17 protein-coding genes are annotated in these 19,144 nt (G+C 62.1%); 6 read left to right on the top strand and 11 right to left on the bottom strand.

Features of this window, described 5'->3' with window-relative positions; translation table 11 throughout:
• Positions 1 to 6: 6 nt before the first annotated feature.
• From AC097A_RS10355 to AC097A_RS10310, 10 genes are all read right to left on the bottom strand, one after another.
• Complete coding sequence (locus tag AC097A_RS10355) at positions 7 to 1,908, bottom strand: acyltransferase family protein (protein WP_479620760.1); 1,902 nt, start codon at positions 1,906 to 1,908, stop codon at positions 7 to 9.
• The gene (locus tag AC097A_RS10350; RefSeq protein ID WP_479620759.1) at positions 1,905 to 4,361 is read right to left on the bottom strand and encodes a glycosyltransferase family 4 protein; all 2,457 of its coding nucleotides are present in this window, start codon (positions 4,359 to 4,361) and stop codon (positions 1,905 to 1,907) included. The genes AC097A_RS10355 and AC097A_RS10350 overlap by 4 nt, the downstream gene beginning before the upstream one ends.
• A 9-nt stretch (positions 4,362 to 4,370) precedes the next feature.
• Complete coding sequence (gene rng, locus AC097A_RS10345) at positions 4,371 to 5,846, bottom strand: ribonuclease G (protein WP_479620758.1); 1,476 nt, start codon at positions 5,844 to 5,846, stop codon at positions 4,371 to 4,373.
• Positions 5,828 to 6,442: a Maf family nucleotide pyrophosphatase gene (locus AC097A_RS10340; protein WP_315493424.1), complete on the bottom strand. Its 615-nt coding sequence runs from the start codon at positions 6,440 to 6,442 to the stop codon at positions 5,828 to 5,830. The genes rng and AC097A_RS10340 overlap by 19 nt, the downstream gene beginning before the upstream one ends.
• Positions 6,435 to 6,902: a 23S rRNA (pseudouridine(1915)-N(3))-methyltransferase RlmH gene (rlmH, locus tag AC097A_RS10335; protein ID WP_479620757.1), complete on the bottom strand. Its 468-nt coding sequence runs from the start codon at positions 6,900 to 6,902 to the stop codon at positions 6,435 to 6,437. The genes AC097A_RS10340 and rlmH overlap by 8 nt, the downstream gene beginning before the upstream one ends.
• A gap of 8 nt (positions 6,903 to 6,910) precedes the next feature.
• Positions 6,911 to 7,612, bottom strand: a complete 702-nt coding sequence (gene rsfS / locus AC097A_RS10330; RefSeq protein WP_479620756.1) for a ribosome silencing factor — start codon at positions 7,610 to 7,612, stop codon at positions 6,911 to 6,913.
• Positions 7,612 to 8,232 carry a nicotinate (nicotinamide) nucleotide adenylyltransferase gene (gene nadD, locus AC097A_RS10325; RefSeq protein ID WP_479620755.1) on the bottom strand — a complete coding sequence of 207 codons (621 nt, stop codon included), beginning with the start codon at positions 8,230 to 8,232 and terminating at the stop codon, positions 7,612 to 7,614. Before nadD ends, rsfS begins: the two co-directional genes overlap by 1 nt.
• On the bottom strand, positions 8,229 to 9,152 hold the full coding sequence (gene hemF / locus AC097A_RS10320; protein WP_479620754.1) for an oxygen-dependent coproporphyrinogen oxidase: 924 nt from the start codon (positions 9,150 to 9,152) through the stop codon (positions 8,229 to 8,231). Before hemF ends, nadD begins: the two co-directional genes overlap by 4 nt.
• Before the next feature lie 15 nt (positions 9,153 to 9,167).
• Positions 9,168 to 10,460, bottom strand: coding sequence for a phosphoribosylamine--glycine ligase (gene purD, locus AC097A_RS10315; RefSeq protein WP_479620753.1), 1,293 nt, complete (start codon positions 10,458 to 10,460; stop codon positions 9,168 to 9,170).
• A gap of 94 nt (positions 10,461 to 10,554) precedes the next feature.
• Complete coding sequence (locus AC097A_RS10310) at positions 10,555 to 11,274, bottom strand: YebC/PmpR family DNA-binding transcriptional regulator (protein ID WP_315493419.1); 720 nt, start codon at positions 11,272 to 11,274, stop codon at positions 10,555 to 10,557.
• A gap of 58 nt (positions 11,275 to 11,332) precedes the next feature.
• On the opposite strand from AC097A_RS10310, the gene AC097A_RS10305 reads away from it, so the two are divergent.
• The 6 genes from AC097A_RS10305 (at position 11,333) to AC097A_RS10280 (ending at position 17,322) form a co-directional block, all read left to right on the top strand.
• The gene (locus AC097A_RS10305) at positions 11,333 to 12,925 is read left to right on the top strand and encodes a helicase HerA-like domain-containing protein (protein ID WP_479620752.1); all 1,593 of its coding nucleotides are present in this window, start codon (positions 11,333 to 11,335) and stop codon (positions 12,923 to 12,925) included.
• Positions 12,926 to 12,989: 64 nt separating this feature from the next.
• A complete protein-coding gene (gene upp / locus AC097A_RS10300; RefSeq protein ID WP_479620751.1) occupies positions 12,990 to 13,643 on the top strand; it encodes a uracil phosphoribosyltransferase in 654 nt (217 codons plus the stop codon).
• A 65-nt stretch (positions 13,644 to 13,708) separates the two neighbouring features.
• Complete coding sequence (locus AC097A_RS10295; RefSeq protein ID WP_479620750.1) at positions 13,709 to 14,689, top strand: GSU2403 family nucleotidyltransferase fold protein; 981 nt, start codon at positions 13,709 to 13,711, stop codon at positions 14,687 to 14,689.
• A gap of 66 nt (positions 14,690 to 14,755) precedes the next feature.
• Complete coding sequence (locus AC097A_RS10290) at positions 14,756 to 16,042, top strand: amidohydrolase family protein (protein WP_479620749.1); 1,287 nt, start codon at positions 14,756 to 14,758, stop codon at positions 16,040 to 16,042.
• Positions 16,043 to 16,055: 13 nt separating this feature from the next.
• Positions 16,056 to 16,811 carry a carbon-nitrogen hydrolase family protein gene (locus AC097A_RS10285; RefSeq protein ID WP_479620748.1) on the top strand — a complete coding sequence of 252 codons (756 nt, stop codon included), beginning with the start codon at positions 16,056 to 16,058 and terminating at the stop codon, positions 16,809 to 16,811.
• A gap of 34 nt (positions 16,812 to 16,845) precedes the next feature.
• Positions 16,846 to 17,322, top strand: a complete 477-nt coding sequence (locus tag AC097A_RS10280; protein WP_315848216.1) for an EVE domain-containing protein — start codon at positions 16,846 to 16,848, stop codon at positions 17,320 to 17,322.
• Positions 17,323 to 17,362: 40 nt separating this feature from the next.
• Here the strand turns inward: AC097A_RS10280 and AC097A_RS10275 are convergent, their stop codons facing one another.
• The gene (locus tag AC097A_RS10275; RefSeq protein WP_479620747.1) at positions 17,363 to 18,994 is read right to left on the bottom strand and encodes a methyl-accepting chemotaxis protein; all 1,632 of its coding nucleotides are present in this window, start codon (positions 18,992 to 18,994) and stop codon (positions 17,363 to 17,365) included.
• Positions 18,995 to 19,144: the final 150 nt, after the last annotated feature.

Here is a 19,144-nt window from a genome sequence, read left to right as displayed (position 1 = left end):
TGGCTCTCAATGATTGGCGGTGTTCAAACTCTCGCTCAGCCGCATGGAGCCGGCCTGGGACAAGTGGTTTTCATCCTTGAAAATGCTGTGCCCGTCCTGCAGGATGGGGCACTTTCCTTCTCTGCACAACATGGTATTCGGGTCCACAACGCGGACCTGCGGCCAGCGCACCAGCACACGCGCTGCACTGGTGCGCACCGCTTCGGACTTGGCATCGTCTGCGGTCTTGTCAATGACACAGGGATAGGGTGGCTTGCGCCCCAGCGGCAGTGCGCCCATGCACAGGCGCGGGTCAAAGCCCGGCTCCACCACAGGCAAAAAGTAATACACCTGCTTGCCGGCGGATTGCAGCAACGATAGCGTGGCATCCAGTTTGCGTTCGAAGTCCTGGCGCTCCTGAGGTGAAGACTGCTCTGTCAGGTAGCGCCCCCGAAACACCAGCGCCACCGCACGCACCTTGGCATCCCCAGCGATATCGCGCAGCGTGGTTTCCATATGGCGCTCGCACTCCGAGGTTCCAGCGCCTGGTGGAGCCGCCATCACAGGAACACAGGCACCTTTGCCGCGCACAGCCAGATTCAGACCTAGAGCATCGAAGGCCTTGGCCACCCCCCAAAATGCGTGCACCGCATGGCTGTCGCCAAGCACCACGGCACTGACTGGCTTGTCCGGGTGGGCCCGCAGGCATACCTCCCGCTCCGGAAACTTGAAGGGCTTGTCACACTTTGCTTCGGTGATCAGCCCCTGTTTCTCGAAGTCCAGGAAATCCTGGTTGGAAGCCTGATCCAGCTGGATGAGGTTCTTGTGGCGGATGCGCTCAAGACCATGGCGGTCATAAATGTTCTTGCCCAACAAACCGAGGAGGACCATGGCCACCAGCAAGAGGCTGATCACCAAACGGCGCGGCAATCTGCGCAGAGGCAGCTCCCAGCGTCGGTGCGTCAGTGCGGCCAGCAGCAGACTCGCCAGCACGAGCCCTAGCCGCAGGCCCGCAGAGGCCTGGCCACTTTCGATGATGTAGGCAAAGCTCAGCAAAGGCCAATGCCACAGATACCAGGGGTAGCTCACCTTGCCCAGGGCCACCATCCACGGATGGCTCAAGAAACGTCCCGTCCAATCCGACGTCGCAGGCACGCCAATCAGCACCACCGCAGCCAGCACGGGTAGCAACGCCACCACACCAGGAAATGGCGCCCTGGCATTGAGCAGCAACGTTGCGCCCAACAGGACGGCAACTGCCAAGCCCCGTACCGCCGTACGCACAGACTGCAAACGCTGGGGTTGCAGAGCTAGCCACGCCCCCGCAAGCAGTTCCCAGGCCCGACTCGCCGGCGAATAGAAGGCCTGGGTGCGATCGCTCCACACCCACCAGATCGACAACAACAGGGAGACGACGGCCAGTGTGGCAACGCTGCGCGCAGCACTGCGCCGGCTGCGCAGAATCAGCCACAGCAACAAGGGCCAGACGATGTAGAACTGCTCCTCGATCGCCAGCGACCACAAATGCAGCAGCGGTTTGGCTTCGGACGCCTTGTCAAAGTACCCCGCCTCCCACCACAGACCGATGTTCGAGAGGAATGCTGCCCCCAGGCCCAGATGCTTGCCCAACTGCATGTACTCCTGCGCCAGCAAGGTATGCCAGCCCGCTACCAGGCAAGCCAGCAGCACCAAGATAAGGGCGGGGAAGATGCGCAGAATACGCCGTGCATAAAAAGACGCAAGGCTCCAGCGGCCGGCCTGCATCTCCTTCTCCAAGATGCTGGTGATCAGAAAGCCCGAAATCACAAAGAAAACATCTACCCCGATGAACCCGCCGGGAAACACTTCCGGAAAGGCATGGAAAGCCACCACGGTCAGGATGGCAATGGCCCGCAGGCCATCGATATCGGAGCGGTACGCAATGCTCATGCAGTTACCTCCGCCGCCACTGCCAACTCGCCCAGCAGTTGGCTGACCGCCGCTTGCGTCGTGTAGGGACTGGGTAGCCCGTTGTCAGCGAGACCGGCTTCCTCCCAGCGCGCGACCAACTGCGTAGTGGCCAGAGTCAGGGCCTCCTGGGCAGCTACACCCTGGGTTTCAACCGCACTATGCCCCTGCCCCCGCAACAACCCGGCCATCTGCGCATTGCCATGCACCGTCGCCAAAATCGGTCGCTGCATCCACAGGTATTCATAGAGTTTGGACGGGATGTATTCGGCGCAGATCAGCTCGGTGCCATGCAGCAGGAGCAGCACATCGGCGCAGCGCATGCGGCGCAAGATCTGCTCGCGCCCTGAAAGCCCGGTCACCGGATCCGCCTCGATACGCCCCAGGTGGCGCACCAGATCACGCACGGGTGACTGGGCGATGGCGGCCTGGGACACTGCGTCCAGCGGCCCGCCGGTAAGCTGCAGCTCCAGCATGGAGCGCAACCCGGGGCGCCCGGCGACCAAGGACTCCAGTGCAGAAAGGATGGGTGTGAGGTTGCGTGTGGCAGACAGCGAGCCAAAATGCCCGATGACCATCTTGGGCCCCGGCACATACGGCGGCAACACCTTGAATGGCGCGTCAATGCCCGGCAGCATCATCTTGCCGCGTTCGCCCAGTTGCGGATGGCGACGCTTGGCACTGGCCAGGGCCTGTTCGGTGAACCAGATGGCCACATCGGCATCGGTGCAGATCTGGCGTTCCACCTCGGCCTGCATGCGCTCCTGCGCAGTCTTGGGCGTGCTGCCCGGCATCACCAGCGGGTCGTGCACCTCGGCCAGCCAGCGCACACCCAGCGCCTGTTTCAAGGCCCGTCCGGCCACATGGGCAGCAAAAGCCCCGCCGCTGGAATAGATGAGATCGAACTTGCGGTGCCGGGCCAGCGCACGTCCCTTGAGGTAGGCAGTGAACCACCAGGACCAGGAGCTTTCCACGGGCCGCAGCAACTTTTCGATGAACATGAAAGGCAACAGTGGCAGCGATAGCAGCACCATCATCAACCGATAGGTCCTGGCGTTTGGCAAGTGTTTGCGCAGCACGTGGCGTAACTCAAATCGAATACCCGCCGGCCCCGCAGGCCAGAGCTGGTGGTGCTCGTAGTGGCGATCCTGATCGCCGGACACTCCACTCAACACGACCAGTTCAATGCCAGCCGCTTCCAAATGCGGCAACTTGTCAGTAATAGTCTGACTGGCGGCGCGACCATCCATGTTGAACGCGTGGGACAGGATCAGCCAGCGTTGCACGTAGCGCTTCGCAATGCCCAAGTACATCGCCTCATACATACCCGCCGCGTGCTCCCAGGAGTGGGCTTGGGCAAATACCAGTGCTCGGGTGGACAAGTAGCCAACTAGGTCGGCATCATTTAGCAGGCGCTGCAAGGTGGCTACGATCTTTGCCACATCCCGGGGGTCTTTCAGCAACAACGCGTTCTCGCCATCCCGCAGATCTTGCGCAATGCCGCTATACGGCGTATCGCTCACCACCACAGGCAAACCATGCGCCATGGCCTCCAGCACCACCATGCCGTAGGCATCTTCCAGCGTGGGATGCACTAGTGCGTCTGCCGCGCGGTAGGCCAGCTCCATGTCCCGTTGGCTACCCAGAAAATGCACGCGTGCCGTCAAACCCAGCCGTTCGGCGAGCTTGCGCATGACCAGCTTGCTCTCGGCCTTACCCACTACCGCCAACTGAGCCTGCGCAGGTAGTTGAGCCAAGGCCTGCAGCAGGGCTGGTAGCCCTTTCTTGACAAAGTCATTGCCCACGAACAACAACACAGTGGCCTCGACCGGCAGACCCAGTTGCTCGCGGGCCTGCACGCGCTGCATGGTAGACGCACGGCCCGGCACCGCGTCCACGCCCGGAGTCACCACCTCCAGCATCGGTGCCGATGCGGGATAGGTTGCCTGCAATACCGCCTTCAGCGACGACGATGCGCATACCACGCGCTTCTTCAGTGCCCAGGCATAGCGACGCTTTTCAAGCCACAGGTAGGCCAGCAGCCGTGGACTCGTCAGCACCTTCAGCCAGCGTAGCGCGAGCGCCCCGCCCTGCTTGCCCTCAAACAAGGTGTGCTTCACTGGCAGCACGTGCACAGTCTGCACATTGCCATGCCAGGTGTTTTCATGCGAATGCACGATGTCAAAGCCTTGCCGCGTGGCACGCCAGGTTTTCCAGGCAAAGTAGAGCTGGTTGATCCAGCGCGGCCGCTCCAGCGGCATGGGAATGCGGTGGTAGGTGACGCCAGGGAAGTCATGTGCAATCGTCTGCGCAAACACATGCACCTCATGGCGCGCCGCCAGCTCTTCCACCACGGCGATAGAGTACCGCTCCGCCCCACCGCCCGTGGTGGCAAAGTTCCGGCTCAGTACGGCGATCCGCAAACGTTCAGTCACACGCCACCATCACAAAAGCACGATGTCGTACTGTTCCTGCGCCATAGCAGCTTCGCTTTGCAGCGACACCGGCTTGCCAATGAACTCGGAGAGGCCGGCCAGGTGCTGGCTCTCCTCGTCCAGAAACAGCTCGATGACCTTGGGGGAGGCCACCACGCGGAACTCGCGCGGATTGAACTGGCGCGCCTCACGCAATATCTCGCGGAAGATGTCATAGGCCACGCTGCGCGGGGTTTTGACAATGCCCTTGCCTTCGCAGGTCGGGCACGGCTCGCACAGCATGTGGGCCAACGACTCGCGCGTGCGCTTGCGTGTCATCTCCACCAGACCCAGCTGCGAGAAGCCACCGGCCATGGTCTTCACGCGGTCGCGTGCCAGCTGCTTGCGGAATTCGCCCAGCACGGCCTCCCGGTGGTCTTCGCGTGCCATGTCGATGAAGTCCACGATGATGATTCCGCCCAGGTTGCGCAGGCGCAGCTGCCTTGCAATCGCCTGTGCGGCTTCCAGGTTGGTCTTGAAGATCGTGTCGTCAAAATTGCGCGCCCCCACAAAGCCGCCCGTATTCACGTCCACCGTGGTCAGCGCCTCGGTCTGGTCCACGATGAGGTAGCCACCCGACTTCAGTTCCACCCGGCGCGCCAGCGCCTTGGCCACTTCCTCGTCAATGGAATACAGATCAAAAATCGGGCGCTCGCCCTTGTAGTGCTGCAGCTTTTCGGCCGCAGCCGGCATGAATTCCGATCCAAAGGCCTTGAGCGCATCAAACTGCTCGCGTGAATCCACGCGGATGGTCTGCGTGCCCTCGCCCACCAAATCGCGCAGCACGCGCTGCAGCAGGCTCAGGTCCTGGTGCAGCAGGCTTTGTGCGGGCAGGCGCAGTGCGGCGTCCTTGATACGCGCCCACGCCTTGCGCAGATAGGCAATGTCATCGCCCAGTTCGGTGTCGGATGCATCTTCGCCATTGGTGCGCAGGATGAAGCCACCGCCCTCCTTGCCCGACAGCTTCTGCATGCGGTTGCGCAGCTCGTCGCGCTGCGCGGTGGGGATTTTTTGCGACACACCGATGTGGTCGTCCTGCGGCAGGAACACCAGCAGGCGCCCGGCAATGCTGATCTGCGTGGACAGGCGCGCACCCTTGGTGCCAATCGGGTCCTTGATGACCTGCACCATGAGCGACTGGCCCTCGAACACCTGCTTCTCAATGGGGATTTGCGGCTGCGAGGCGCGCGACGCACTCAACGATTCGCCCTCGGCCGGCGGGTGCCACACATCGGCCACATGCAGAAAGGCTGCGCGCTCCAGGCCAATGTCGATGAAGGCGGACTGCATGCCCGGCAGCACACGGGCCACCTTGCCCAGGTACACATTACCCACCAGGCCGCGCTCCAGCGTGCGCTCCACGTGCAGTTCCTGCACCGCACCGTGTTCGACGATGGCCACCCGCGTCTCTTGCGGGGACCAGTTGATCAGGATGTCTTGTTGCATGCAAAGCCCACTTCGCGCAAGGCCTGCGCAGTTTCAAACAAAGGGAGGCCCATGATGCCAGAGTACGACCCCTCGATGCGCGCAATGAATGCCGCAGCGAGGCCCTGCACACCATAGGCGCCGGCCTTGCCCATCGGTTCACCGCTGGCCACATAGCCGGCGATTTCGGTCTCGCTCATCTCGGCAAAGGTCACCCGCGATTCGCAACAGGCCTGGGCCGTCTTGTCACCCCAACCAATGGCAATAGCGGTGAAGACGCGGTGGGTCTGGCCTGACAAGGCGCGCAGCATGCGCTGGGCGTCGTCAGCGTGTTCGGGTTTGCCCAGAATCTCGCCCCCCATCGCCACCGTGGTGTCAGCGCACAATATGGGACGATTTTGGCCTCCAGCCCTCACCAGTCTTGCGCGAGCAGCTATCAATTTAAGAGCAGTTACACGCTGTACATAAACATCGGGCGCTTCGCCGGCCAGCACCACTTCCAAGCTCTCTGCATCTTCGTCGGGTGTGGGCAGCAGCAATTCGTGCACCACGCCGATCTGCGTCAGCAGTTCACGGCGACGTGGGCTTTGCGAAGCGAGGTAAATGAAATCACTCACGGTGGTAGGGATGGTTGGCATTGACGGACCAGGCGCGGTACAGCTGCTCAATCAGCAGCACGCGCACCATGGCATGTGGCAGGGTCAGGTCGGAGAGGCGTACGCGCTCGTGGGCAGATTGGCGGAATTCGGGGTCCAGCCCGTCCGGGCCGCCAATCACCAACGCCACATCCGTGCCGCCCAGCTGCCATTCCCGCAAGCGCTCGGCCAGGGCCGTGGTGCGCAGGCTGGTGCCACGTTCGTCCAATGCGACGATGCGCGCGCCCTTGGGGATGGCTTCCTCGATGCGTTTGCGCTCCGCAGCGTACAGCTGCTCCACCGTTTTGGAGCCGCGTGGCTCGGTTTTGATGGCCTTGAGCTCGACCTTCAACTCATACGGAAAGCGCTTGGCGTAGTCGTCCCACGCGGTTTGCGCCCAATCGGGCACCCGCTGCCCGACAGCGATGATGACCAGCCGCATCGCCAGCCTCAGGCTTTACGCGGGGCAGCTTTCTTGGCAGGCGCTTTTTTGGCCGCTGTCGGCTTGACGGCAGTCTTTTTGGCGGCGGGCTTCACTTCGGGCTTCACCACCACGGTTTTCACGGGGGCTTTGGCCGTCACAGCTTTCTTGGCAGGCACCTTTTTGGCTGGTGCCTTGGCGGCGGCAGACTTGGCAGCGGCTTTTTTCAACGCAGCCTTGGAGGGGAAAGCCTCTTCCACACCCTTCTTGGCGGCGCTGGAACGGCGCATATTGGGTTCACCCACGGCTTTTTTGGCAGGCGCCTTGGCTACAGGTTTGGCCGCTTCGGGGACGACTGGCTTGGCAGCACCCAGCTTCAAGCGCACGGGCTTCTCGCCCCACAGCTCTTCCAGGTGGTAGTACTGACGGAAGTTAGGTTGGAAAATGTGCACCACGGCTTGCGCGCAATCCACAATGATCCACTCACCGTTGGCTTCGCCTTCAATACGGGGCTTGGGGAAACCGGCTTCGCGCACCGCATCGCGCACGCTGGCGGCCAGTGCCTTGGTCTGGCGGTTGCTGGTACCCGAGGCGATGATCACGCGCTCAAACAGGGAGGAAAGGTGCTCGGTGTCGAACACCACAATGTCTTGGGCCTTGACGTCTTCCAGGCCGTCCACGATGGCACGTTGGAGTTTTTGGGTGTTTTTGGCAACGGTGGAAGTAGTCATCAGGTCGGTCGGTAAAGATGGTGTTGGTCAATATAACGCGCAACGGTTTCAAAAACCAGAGGGCCAATGCTTTGGCCCAGGGCTGCGCGGTGTCGGATATCGGTGGCACTGGTGGCCACGGGGGGCATATTCAGGACCATCAGGCCGGGCACATGTGCTTTTAAGGCATCAAATTGGCCCTTGACCCCCGTTGAATCTGCGCGAGCAGCTACACAAATTATAGCAAGTGCGGGCAGCAGCTCCCAGCGGCTCCAACTGGGTAGCGCACGCGCCTGGTCTTCACCAATCAGCAGGTAGAGCTGCGTGCCCGGATTTTCATGCTGCAGTTCCAGCAAGGTGTCCACCGTGTAGGTGGGCCCGGGGCGGTCAAACTCCCGCCCATCCACCACCACCTGTGGCAAGTCCGCAAAGGCCAGCTGCGCCATCGACATGCGGTGGGATGCATCGCTGAGCGTACGGCTTTTGTGCCAGGCGTGGCCGGTGGGGATGATGTGCAGCGCATCGAGCTGCAGTTGCGCAATCGCCGTGGCAGCCAAGGCGTGGTGGCCACGGTGTGGCGGGTCAAACGCACCGCCAAACACGCCAATACGCCGGGGCGGTGTGGCTGCGGTCAGCGTCACACCCAGTCCCGCGCCGTTAAGAAGTGCTCGGTCAACGCCGCTTCGGGCGAACCCGGCTCCGGCTGCTGTTGGTAGGCCCAGCTCACCAGCGGCGGCATGGACAGCAAAATCGACTCCGTGCGCCCGCCCGATTGCAGGCCGAAGTGAGTGCCACGGTCCCACACCAGGTTGAACTCCACATAGCGGCCGCGGCGGTACAGCTGAAATTCACGCTCACGCTCGGTGTACGGCATGTCTTTGCGACGCTGCACGATGGGCAAATAAGCCGTCAAAAATGCATCGCCCACCGCCTGCAGCATGGCAAAGCTGCGGTCCTGGCCCAGCTCGGAGAAGTCGTCGAAGAACACGCCACCTACACCACGCGGCTCGTCGCGGTGTTTCAAAAAGAAGTATTCGTCGCACCACTTTTTAAAACGCGGGTACTTGTCCTCACCAAACGGCGCCAGCGCGTCCTTGCAAGTCTGGTGAAAGTGCACGGCGTCGTCGTCAAAGCCGTAATACGGCGTCAGGTCCATGCCGCCGCCAAACCAGCACACCTCTTGCCCCTGCGGGTTCTTGGCGGCCAGCATGCGCACATTCATGTGCACCGTGGGCACATAGGGGTTGCGCGGGTGAAAGACCAGCGACACCCCCATGGCCTCAAACGGTGCGCCGGCCAATTCGGGCCGGTGTTGGGTGGCACTGGGCGGCAACTTGGGGCCACGCACGTGCGAGAAACCGCAGCCTGCGCGCTCAAACACGGCGCCGCCTTCCAGAATCTGCGTGATGCCGCTGCCTTGGAGAGGCTCATGGGACGCTTTTTTCCAGGCGTCTGACAGAAAGACGCCGCCGTCCAGCTGCGCAATAGCACTGGTGATGCGGCTCTGCAGACCTGTCAGGTACTGGCGCACCACGGCGGGGTTCGCTTGCAAATCGGCCATGTTTCTTAGTTGCCCTCAGCCCTTGAGGGCCCGGTAACCGATGTCCGTGCGGTACTGCATTCCATCGAAGCTGATTTCGCTGATGACCTGGTAGGCCCGCTGCTGCGCCTGCTTCACGCTGTCGGCCAGCGCCGTCACGCACAGCACGCGTCCGCCGGAGGTTTGCAGCACACCCTCCTTGAGGGTGGTGCCGGCGTGGAACACGGCCGCGTCCTCGCTGTCCTTGGGGATGCCGGTGATGGCATCGCCCTTGCGCGGGCTCAAGGGGTAACCGTGCGCGGCCAGCACCACGCCCAGCGCGGTGCGGCGGTCCCACTGCAGTTCCACCTCGTCCAGCTTGCCGTGCGGGCCTGGCTCGGTGGCGGCCAGCAACACGTCCACCAGATCGGTCTTCAGCCGCATCATGATGGGCTGGGTTTCGGGGTCGCCCATGCGGCAGTTGAATTCCAGCGTCTTGGGCTGGCCGTTTTTGTCGATCATCAAGCCGGCGTAGAGGAAGCCGGAAAACGGAATACCGTCCGCCTCCATGCCCTTGACCGTGGGCAGGATGATCTCGCGCATGGCCTTGGCGTGGATGTCGGGCGTGACCACGGGTGCGGGCGAATAGGCACCCATGCCGCCGGTGTTCGGGCCCTGGTCGCCGTCTTGCAGGCGTTTGTGGTCCTGGCTGGTGGCCAGGGGCAGCACGTTCTTGCCGTCCACCATGACGATGAAGCTGGCCTCTTCGCCTTCCAGAAACTCCTCAATCACCACGCGCGCGCCACCGTCGTTGTGCGCCACGCCCAGCGTGTTGTCCACCAGCATGAAGTCAATCGCTTCGTGCGCCTCGGCCACGGTCATGGCCACAACCACGCCCTTGCCTGCCGCCAGACCATCGGCCTTGACCACGGTGGGCGCGCCCATCTTGTCCACATAGGCGTGGGCGGCCACGGGGTCGGAGAAGGTGGCGTATTCGGCCGTGGGAATGTTGTGGCGGCGCATGAAGGCCTTGCTGAAGGCCTTGGAGCTTTCCAGCTGGGCCGCAGCTTTGGTCGGGCCAAAAATGCGCAGGCCGTGGGCGCGGAACTCGTCCACCACGCCAGCGGCCAGTGGCACTTCGGGGCCCACCACGGTCAGGGTGATCTTGTTCTCCTGCGCCCATTCGCGCAGGGCCACCACGTCGGTGATGGCGATATTTTCCAGGTGCGGGTCGGTGGCCGTGCCACCGTTGCCGGGGGCCACGTAGACCCGCTGGATTTTGGGAGACTGGGCCAGTTTCCAGGCCAGGGCGTGTTCGCGACCACCGCCGCCGATAACGAGAATGTTCATAAGGTTCCTAGCCAGTTGGGGACAGCGCTAACGATCTGGCCCGCAAGTTTCTAATCGGTTGAGGACAGAGCTGAAGATCTATCCCACAAAGCTGTCACAAGGCTGCGTTGTGGTAAATCTCTTGGGTGTCGTCCAGGTCTTCCAGAACGTCCAGCAGTTTTTGCATGCGCTCGGCGTCCTCGCCGGTCAGCTCAATGGTGTTGTCGGCGCGCATGGTCACACCCGCCACCTCCGCCACCAGGCCCGCAGCTTCCAGCGCGGCTTTCACGGACTCAAAATCGGGATAGGCAGTCAGTACCTCAATCGCGCCGTCATCTCCGGTGATCACATCCTCGGCACCGGCTTCCAGCGCCACTTCCATCAGCTTGTCTTCACTGGTACCGGGCGCGAAGATCAGCTGGCCGCAGTGCTTGAACTGAAAGGCCACCGAACCTTCGGTGCCCATATTGCCGCCGTGTTTGGCAAACGCGTGGCGGACCACGGCCACGGTGCGCACCTTGTTGTCGGTCATCGTGTCCACAATGATGGCCGCGCCACCGATGCCATAGCCCTCGTAGCGAATTTCTTCGTAGGTAATGCCTTCCAGCGTTCCTGTGGCCTTGGCAATGCCGTACTTGACGTTTTCGGCCGGCATATTGGCCGCCTTGCCCTTCTCAATCGCCAAGCGCAAACGCGGGTTGGCGCTCAGGTCGCCACCACCCAAGCGGGCCGCCACCATGATCTCGCGCATGACCCGCGTCCAGATGCGCTGCCGTTTCTCGTCCTGGCGGCCCTTGCGGTGCTGAATATTGGCCCATTTACTGTGTCCTGCCACGCGATTTCCTTTGAAAATTCGTTACGCTACTCCCTCAATTGTACTTTTTGGGACTTCCATGGCTTCCATCCAAGACGAGGGCATCCTGATTGCCCAACACGGCACCGGCAACGCCACCGTCCGCTGCTTTTTGCGGCCCGACAAGGCAAACCGCCATGGACTCATCACCGGCGCCACCGGCACCGGCAAAACCATCACACTGCAGACCCTGGCCGAAGGCTTTTCCAGCATTGGCGTGCCCGTCTTCATGGCCGACGTGAAGGGCGACCTCACCGGCATCTCCCAAAAAGGTGCATTGGGTGAGAAGCTGGGCAAGATTCTCAAAGAGCGCGGCATAGACGAACCCGCGTTTTCCGCCTTTCCCACCACGTTGTGGGACGTGTTTGGCCAGCAAGGCCACCCGGTGCGCGCCACCGTGAGCGATCTGGGCCCCCTGCTGCTGGCCCGCATGCTGAACCTGAACGAAACCCAGGCCGGCGTGCTGCAACTGGTGTTCAAGATTGCCGACGATGACGGCCTGCTGCTGCTGGACATGAAAGACCTGCGCGCCATGTGCCAGGACGTGGGCGACAACGCCTCCAGCTACACCACCGAATACGGCAACATCAGCGCCGCCAGCATTGGCGCCATCCAACGGGGCCTCATGCAGATCGAAGAGCAAGGCGGCGACCTGTTTTTTGGCGAGCCCATGCTCAATATTGAAGATTTCATGCAGACCGACGGCTCGGGCAAGGGTGTGGTCAACATCCTGGCGGCCGACAAACTCATGCAGTCGCCACGCCTGTACGCCACCTTTTTGCTGTGGATGCTGTCCGAGCTGTTCGAGGCGCTGCCCGAAGTGGGCGACCTGGACAAACCCAAGCTGGTCTTCTTTTTTGACGAGGCCCACCTGCTGTTTGCCGACGCGCCCAAGGTGCTGATTGAACGCATCGAGCTGGTGGTGCGCCTGGTGCGCTCTAAGGGCGTAGGCGTGTTCTTCGTCACGCAAAATCCGCTGGATATTCCCGACAGTGTGCTGGCCCAACTCGGCAACCGCGTGCAACACGCGCTGCGCGCCTTCACCCCGCGTGACCAGAAGGCCGTCAAGAGCGCCGCCGACACCATGCGCGCCAACCCCGGCCTGGACGTAGCCACCGCCATCACCGAACTGGGCGTGGGCGAAGCATTGGTGAGCCTGATGGACGAAAAAGGCCGCCCCTGCCTGACGGAACGCGTGTTTGTGCTGCCCCCGGCCAGCCAGATTGGCCCGATCCAGCCCGCGCAACGCAAAACCTTGCTGACCGACTCCATCGTCGCTGGTGTGTATGAAAAAGCCGTGGACCGCGAATCGGCGTTTGAAGCGCTCAAGGGACGCACCCAAAGCCGCGCGCCCGCCACTGGCGCTGCAGATACTGCGGAGGGCGAACCCGCACCGGCTGCCCCCCGTGCCCGTGCTGGCCGTGCCGCGCCTGCACCTGAACCCCAAGCGGCCCCAGCCGGAGGTGGCATTCTGGACAGCATTGGCGACATGCTGGGCGGCGGCGCCCGCCGTTCACGCGCCAGCGTGGGCGAACAAATGATCAAAAGTGCCGCCAGCTCCATTGGCCGCGAAGTGGGCCGCCAAATCATCCGCGGCGTGCTGGGCAGCATCCTGGGCGGCAGCCGACGCTAAGCCCCGGCGCCAAACTTGCTTTGCGACAATCGCCCCCTTTTAGAAAACAACAAGGAATAAAAACATGGTCACCCTCGATCCCGCAGCCCGTGCCAATGTCACACTGATCGACCACCCGCTGGTGCAGCACAAGCTCACGCTGATGCGCAAAAAGGAAGCCAGCACCAGCAGCTTTCGCCGCCTGCTCAACGAGCTGGCCGGCCTGATGATTTACGAAGTCTGCCGCGACGTGCCGCTGCAGGACCTGGAAATTGAAACTCCGCTGGAGAAGACCACCGGCAAGGTCATTGACGGCAAAAAGCTGGTGTTTGCCAGCGTGCTGCGCGCCGGCAATGGCATTCTGGACGGCGTGCTGAGCGTGGTGCCCGGGGCCCGCGTGGGCCACGTAGGCCTGTACCGCGACCCCAAGACCCTGCAGGCCGTGGAGTACTACTTCAAGATGCCTAGCAATATGGAAGAGCGCGATGTGGTGGTGGTGGACCCCATGCTGGCCACCGGCAACTCCGCCGCCGCCGCCGTGGCCCGCCTGAAGGCCTGCAAACCCAAATCCATCAAGTTCCTGTGCCTGCTGACCTGCCCCGAAGGCATCAACACCCTGTACAAAGAGCACCCCGATGTGCGCGTCTTCACCGCCGCCATCGACCGCGGCCTGAACGACCACGGCTACATCATGCCGGGCCTGGGGGATGCGGGGGACCGCATTTTTGGCACGCAATAAGTCATAAGTGACTGATTTTATTTAATGTTCAATGTATTATCTAAAAATAGAAAAATACATTGAACATGCCCTCCAGCACATATTTTCTAGACCAGTCAGAAAGCCAGAAACGTCAGTTCATTGACGCAGAAACGGTATTTCTGGCTGCAGCCAAAGCCAAAAAGGCGGCGGCTGAGGTACGTGGCAGCATGCTCTGGCGGGAGCTGCGGGGTAAGTCAACGCTGATTCGCACGTCTGCCAACAGTGCACAAAAATCCCTGGGGCCACGCAGTGCCGAAACCGAGGCGATGTACGCCAATTTCATAGCCCGCAAAAAATCTGCCGAAGACCGGCAGAGGGCCTTGAAAGCGCAACTGGCAACACAACAACGTTTGAATCGCGCCTTGCGCGTGGGCCGCGTTCCCAATGTGGTCGTGGGGGTACTCAATGCGCTGGAGGATATCGGGGTGCAGGAGCACTTTCTGGTGGTCGGCACCCACGCACTCTACGCCTACGAGACGGCTGCCGGTGTGCGCATTGCAGAAGAAGCCATGGCCACGCGCGATGTGGACATGCTGTTTGACACGCGCAAGCGCATTTCCTTCTTCACCGCGATGAAGAAGCTCGACAGTTCCCTGATTGGAGTGCTGCGCAAGGTGGACTCCAGCTTCGAGGTGGTGGAAGATCAGCTTTACACCGCGCGCAACCAGGATGGGTTTGAAGTCGACATCATCCGCCGCGCAGCCAAAGATGCTGACCCGCATCCGCTGCGCATGAGCGATGAGGACGATGACTTCTGGGCGGTACAGGTGTCCATGGGCGAGCGGTTGCAATCGGCCCGGCGCATGGACCAGGTTGTGGTGGCTACTTCTGGCGATATGGCACTGATGCGCACCATCCACCCGCTGGACTTTGCACGCATCAAGCAAGGCCTGTCCACCCAGATGGGGCGCGACCCGAACAAAAGCGGCAAAGACGCACTCCAATCTCGCATCGTCACCGAATTGGTGAACGAATATTTGCCACATTTCTTGCTTGCCGAAGGTGGCAACGCATCCGTCGAATAGGCCGGTATCACACGTGATCATTGCGCAAGCAGCTATCAAATTAGTAGTAACCATCAGGACATTCTCATGCTCGACCTGCTGATTCACAACGCCACCCTGCCCGACGGGCGCAAAAACATGTCGGTGGCGGTGCAGGCCGGGCGCATTTCCGAGGTCAGGGAGGGGCTCAGTCCCGCTGCGGCGCCGGCCAAAGAGACCGTGGACGCGGGCGGGCTGCTGCTTTCCACGCCTTTTGTGGATGCACACTTCCACATGGATGCCACGCTGAGCCTGGGCCTGCCGCGCCTCAACGCCAGCGGCACGCTGCTGGAGGGTATTGCGCTGTGGGGCGAGCTCAAACCGCACCTGACCTTTGACGCGCTGGTGCAGCGCGCCCTGGCCTATTGCGACTGGGCCGTTGCCAACGGCCTGCTGGCCATCCGCAGCCATGTGGACACCAGCGACGCGAGCATGCTGGCCGTGGAAGCGCTGCTGGCGGTGAAGAAGCAGGTGGCACCGTATATCGACCTGCAGCTGGTCGCCTTCCCACAAGACGGCGTGCTGCGCAGCAAGGGCGGCGTGGACAACCTCAAGAAAGCGCTGAGCCTGGGCGTGGACGTGGTGGGTGGCATTCCCCACTTCGAACGCACCATGGCGGATGGCGCCGCTAGCGTGAAGCTGCTGTGCGAGCTGGCCGCAGAACAGGGCAAGCTGGTGGACATGCACTGCGACGAGTCGGACGACCCACTCTCGCGCCATATCGAAACCCTGGCCTTTGAGGCCCACCGCCTGGGCCTGCACGGCCGCGTGACCGGCAGCCACCTCACCTCCATGCATAGCATGGACAACTACTACGTGAGCAAGCTTCTGCCGCTGATGGCCGAGGCGCAGATCAGTGTGGTGAGCAACCCGCTCATCAACATCACGCTGCAAGGCCGGCACGACACCTACCCCAAGCGCCGCGGCATGACCCGCGTGCCAGAGATCATGGCCGCCGGCATGACGGTCGCCTTTGGCCAGGACTGCTGCATGGACCCGTGGTACAGCATGGGTAGCGGCGACATGCTGGAGGTGGCCAGCATGGGCCTGCACGTGGCGCAAATGACCAGCCAAGCTGCGATGGCGCAGTGCTTTGACGCGGTGACGAAGAATCCTGCCCGCATCCTGCATCTGGAAGGCTACGGGCTGGAAGCCGGCTGCAACGCCGACTTCGTGCTGCTGCAGGCGCAAAACCCGGTGGAAGCCCTGCGCCTCAAAGCCACCCGCCTCAAGGTCTGGCGCCGTGGCGCGCTGGTGGCGCAAACGCCGGCCCGCACTGCAGCGCTGAACCTGCCGGGTCGCCCTGCCCACACCTCGTTCTTGCATACGAAATAGGCCTCTAGCCCACGTGGATATTGCGCAAGCAGCTAGCAAAGATATAACAATCATCATTGCCGCCGCACAAAGCACGTCGGTGCCGTTGGACGTGCCGGCCAATGTGCAGACGCACCTGCGCTTTGTGGAGGCGGCTGCCGATCACGGCGTGCAATGGCTGGTGTTCCCCGAACTGTCCCTCACCGGCTACGAGCTGGCGACCATGCCGAAATTGGTACTGCACGCCGGGCACGCGCTTCTGGCGCCGCTGCGCGAAGCGGCAAGTCGCACCGGCATGGCCATCACCGTGGGTGCGCCGGTGGACTCTGGAAGCGCCCTGCCCTCCATCGGAGCCATCACGATTCGACCTGATGGTCAGCACAGCGTGTACCGCAAATTCCATTTGCATGGCAGCGAAGTCGCGTTTGCCGCGCCTGGCTCGCAGGCTGCGCATTTGCAAACCCTGGGGCTAACCCACATTGCCAGTGCTATCTGCGCAGACACCAACCACCCATCGCACGTCGCCTCAGCAGCGCAGGCTGGCGCCAATGTCTATGCCGCGGGAATCCTCACGTCGGAGAAAGGCTACGCCGCCGAGGCGCCGCTCTGGGCCAGCTATGCGCGCGACCACCACATGGTGGTGCTCATCGCCAACCACGGTGGGCCTTCTGGTGGATATGTGTCGGCGGGGCGCAGTGGCATTTGGGATGCAGGTGGGAACTGTATCGCGCAAGGAGATGGAACCGGAGACTGGTTGGTGATTGCCTCCTCCAGTGCCCCAAGCGCATGAAAATATGTGAAGTACCTATCTGGGCAGAACGACCATGAAAAACTACTGGCTCATGAAAGCCGAACCCGCCGAAGCATCCGTCGACGATGTGCTCGCCATGCCCAAGGCCACCGTGCCGTGGACCGGCGTGCGCAACTACCAGGCGCGCAACTTCATGCGTGACGTCATGCAGGTGGGCGACGGCGTGTTGTTCTACCACTCCAGCTGCGCGGAGCCCGGTATCGTGGGCATTGCGCGGGTGGCATCTGGCGCGTACACCGACCCCACGCAGTTCGACCCCAAGTCTCCCTACTTTGACACGGCCAGCAAGCCCGAGGCACCGCGTTGGATCCTGGTGGATGTGCAGGTGCTGCACAAGACACGCAACCTGACGCTGCCTACTTTGCGGGCAGACGCCGCCTTGCAAGACCTGACCGTGCTGAAAAAGGGTAACCGCCTCTCCATCACCCCCGTAGAACCACCCCACTGGCGACATATCACCCAGCTGTTGGGCGTGCCAGATTTGGCATAAAAACGAGCTCTAGACCACGCAGAACATGCGCCAGCAGCTATTAATTCAATAGCAATTGCTGCCCCGGGCTGGAGGTAGCCACCGCCGAAGCACGCGATGCGGACCGGTTGGCGGGCTGCAACTCCGCCCCCTGGTGCAGCGTGAACACCGCCACCACCTGCACCAAGTCCTGGGCCTGACTGCGCAAGCTGGCAGCAGCGGCCGCCATTTGCTCCACCAGCGCCGCGTTCTGCTGGGTGGCCTGGTCCATCTGGGTCACGGCTTCGCCCACCTGGCTGACCCCGGCGCTTTGCTCGCTGCTAGCGGCGCTGATCTCGCCCATGATGTCCGTCACCCGGCGGATGCTGTTGACCACCTCCTGCATGGTGGCACCTGCCTGGTCCACCAACGTCGTGCCCTGGTCCACGCGGCTGACGCTTTCGCTGATCAATGTCTTGATTTCTTTGGCCGCCTCGGCCGAGCGGCCCGCCAGCGAACGCACCTCCGAGGCCACCACGGCAAACCCACGACCCTGCTCGCCCGCTCGCGCGGCTTCTACCGCGGCGTTCAGCGCCAGGATGTTGGTCTGGAAAGCGATGCCGTCGATGACGTTGATGATGTCGGCAATGCGCTTGGAACTGTCGCTGATGCCACGCATGGTATCGACCACTTGGCCCACCACCTGGCCCCCCTGCACCGCCACCAAGGAGGCACTTTGCGCCAGCTGGTTGGCCTGGCGCGCGTTGTCGGCGTTTTGTTTCACGGTGGAAGACAGCTCTTCCATGCTGGCGGCGGTTTCTTCCAGCGCGCTGGCCTGGCTCTCCGTGCGGGACGACAAATCCTGGTTGCCCTGCGCGATCTCGGCGCTGGCCGTGGACACCGACTCAGACCCTTGGCGCACGGTACTCACCACCCGCACCAGGCTGGTTTGCATAGCCGCCAGGGACTGCATCAACTGCGCAATCTCGTCCTTGCCATGGGTGCGGATACTGCGGCTCAGGTCGCCCTGGGCCACGGCGTCTGTAGCTTCCACGGCTTGTTTCAGGGAGCCCGAAATGCTGCGGACCAAGCTCAGTCCAGACAAAATGCCAAACACCACCCCCAAGACGCCCATGCCAATGGCCAGGGTGCGTACGGTGCTTAGGCTGGACTGTGCGGTGTCAAACACCTGCTTGGCAACCTTGAGCTGCAGCTCGGTCAGGGCCACCATGTGCATACGCACATCCTGGTACACCACATTGTCTTTTTCGGCCACCAGAGTGCGCAGGGCTTCCAGGTCGTTGGCTTTCATGGCCGCTTGGGCGGGCACCAGCACTTCATGGAGGTAGCGGCCGCGGGCGGCCTCGAACTTCTGCGCAATCGCGGCCTCCTCGGGTGTCAGCGCGGAGGCCTTGAAGGCCTTCCAGGTCTCGGACACTTCGGCAATGTTGCGCTGCAAATCCAGCAGATTTTCCTGGGTGACCTCGGGTTTGGCCACGGCCACGGAATTGTTCAGGTCGACCCGGTTGCGCAGAATCAGGCGCTGAATGTTGAGGAGATGCCCCAAGGGCACAGTGCGGTCCTCATACACCGTTTGCAAGCCCGCATTCGACTCGGACATGCCGCGCACCCCAATGCCCCCGACCAGCACCATGAGAATGGACAAGACTGCAATCAGCAGGCTCAAACGGGTAGATATCTTCAGATTGTTCATGACCGTCCCTGTTCGTTTATTGTTGGTTTGCGTGTTCTGCCACCGCAAAACACGGTAATAGTTTGCACATAATCGTGGGCAAAACAATCCCCCAAACGGGTTACCCAGCGGCGATTACCGATCTGAATCCAGCCAGCCAACACCTCTTTG

It is taken from the genome of Rhodoferax sp. XS2R6, assembly GCF_056521365.1.
The sequence above is the reverse complement of the archived record's forward strand: the minus strand, read 5'-3'. Positions and strand labels throughout refer to the sequence as shown.

What these genes read in the sequence shown, in the direction of transcription:
- AC097A_RS10355 (WP_479620760.1), bottom strand. Translation starts at nt 1,908, where the DNA reads ATGAGCATTGCGTACCGCTCCGATATCGATGGCCTGCGGGCCATTGCC.
- rng (WP_479620758.1), bottom strand. Translation starts at nt 5,846, where the DNA reads ATGCAACAAGACATCCTGATCAACTGGTCCCCGCAAGAGACGCGGGTG.
- rlmH (WP_479620757.1), bottom strand. Translation starts at nt 6,902, where the DNA reads ATGCGGCTGGTCATCATCGCTGTCGGGCAGCGGGTGCCCGATTGGGCG.
- rsfS (WP_479620756.1), bottom strand. Translation starts at nt 7,612, where the DNA reads ATGACTACTTCCACCGTTGCCAAAAACACCCAAAAACTCCAACGTGCC.
- hemF (WP_479620754.1), bottom strand. Translation starts at nt 9,152, where the DNA reads ATGGCCGATTTGCAAGCGAACCCCGCCGTGGTGCGCCAGTACCTGACA.
- purD (WP_479620753.1), bottom strand. Translation starts at nt 10,460, where the DNA reads ATGAACATTCTCGTTATCGGCGGCGGTGGTCGCGAACACGCCCTGGCC.
- AC097A_RS10305 (WP_479620752.1), top strand. Translation starts at nt 11,333, where the DNA reads ATGGCTTCCATCCAAGACGAGGGCATCCTGATTGCCCAACACGGCACC.
- upp (WP_479620751.1), top strand. Translation starts at nt 12,990, where the DNA reads ATGGTCACCCTCGATCCCGCAGCCCGTGCCAATGTCACACTGATCGAC.
- AC097A_RS10295 (WP_479620750.1), top strand. Translation starts at nt 13,709, where the DNA reads ATGCCCTCCAGCACATATTTTCTAGACCAGTCAGAAAGCCAGAAACGT.
- AC097A_RS10290 (WP_479620749.1), top strand. Translation starts at nt 14,756, where the DNA reads ATGCTCGACCTGCTGATTCACAACGCCACCCTGCCCGACGGGCGCAAA.
- AC097A_RS10280 (WP_315848216.1), top strand. Translation starts at nt 16,846, where the DNA reads ATGAAAAACTACTGGCTCATGAAAGCCGAACCCGCCGAAGCATCCGTC.
- AC097A_RS10275 (WP_479620747.1), bottom strand. Translation starts at nt 18,994, where the DNA reads ATGAACAATCTGAAGATATCTACCCGTTTGAGCCTGCTGATTGCAGTC.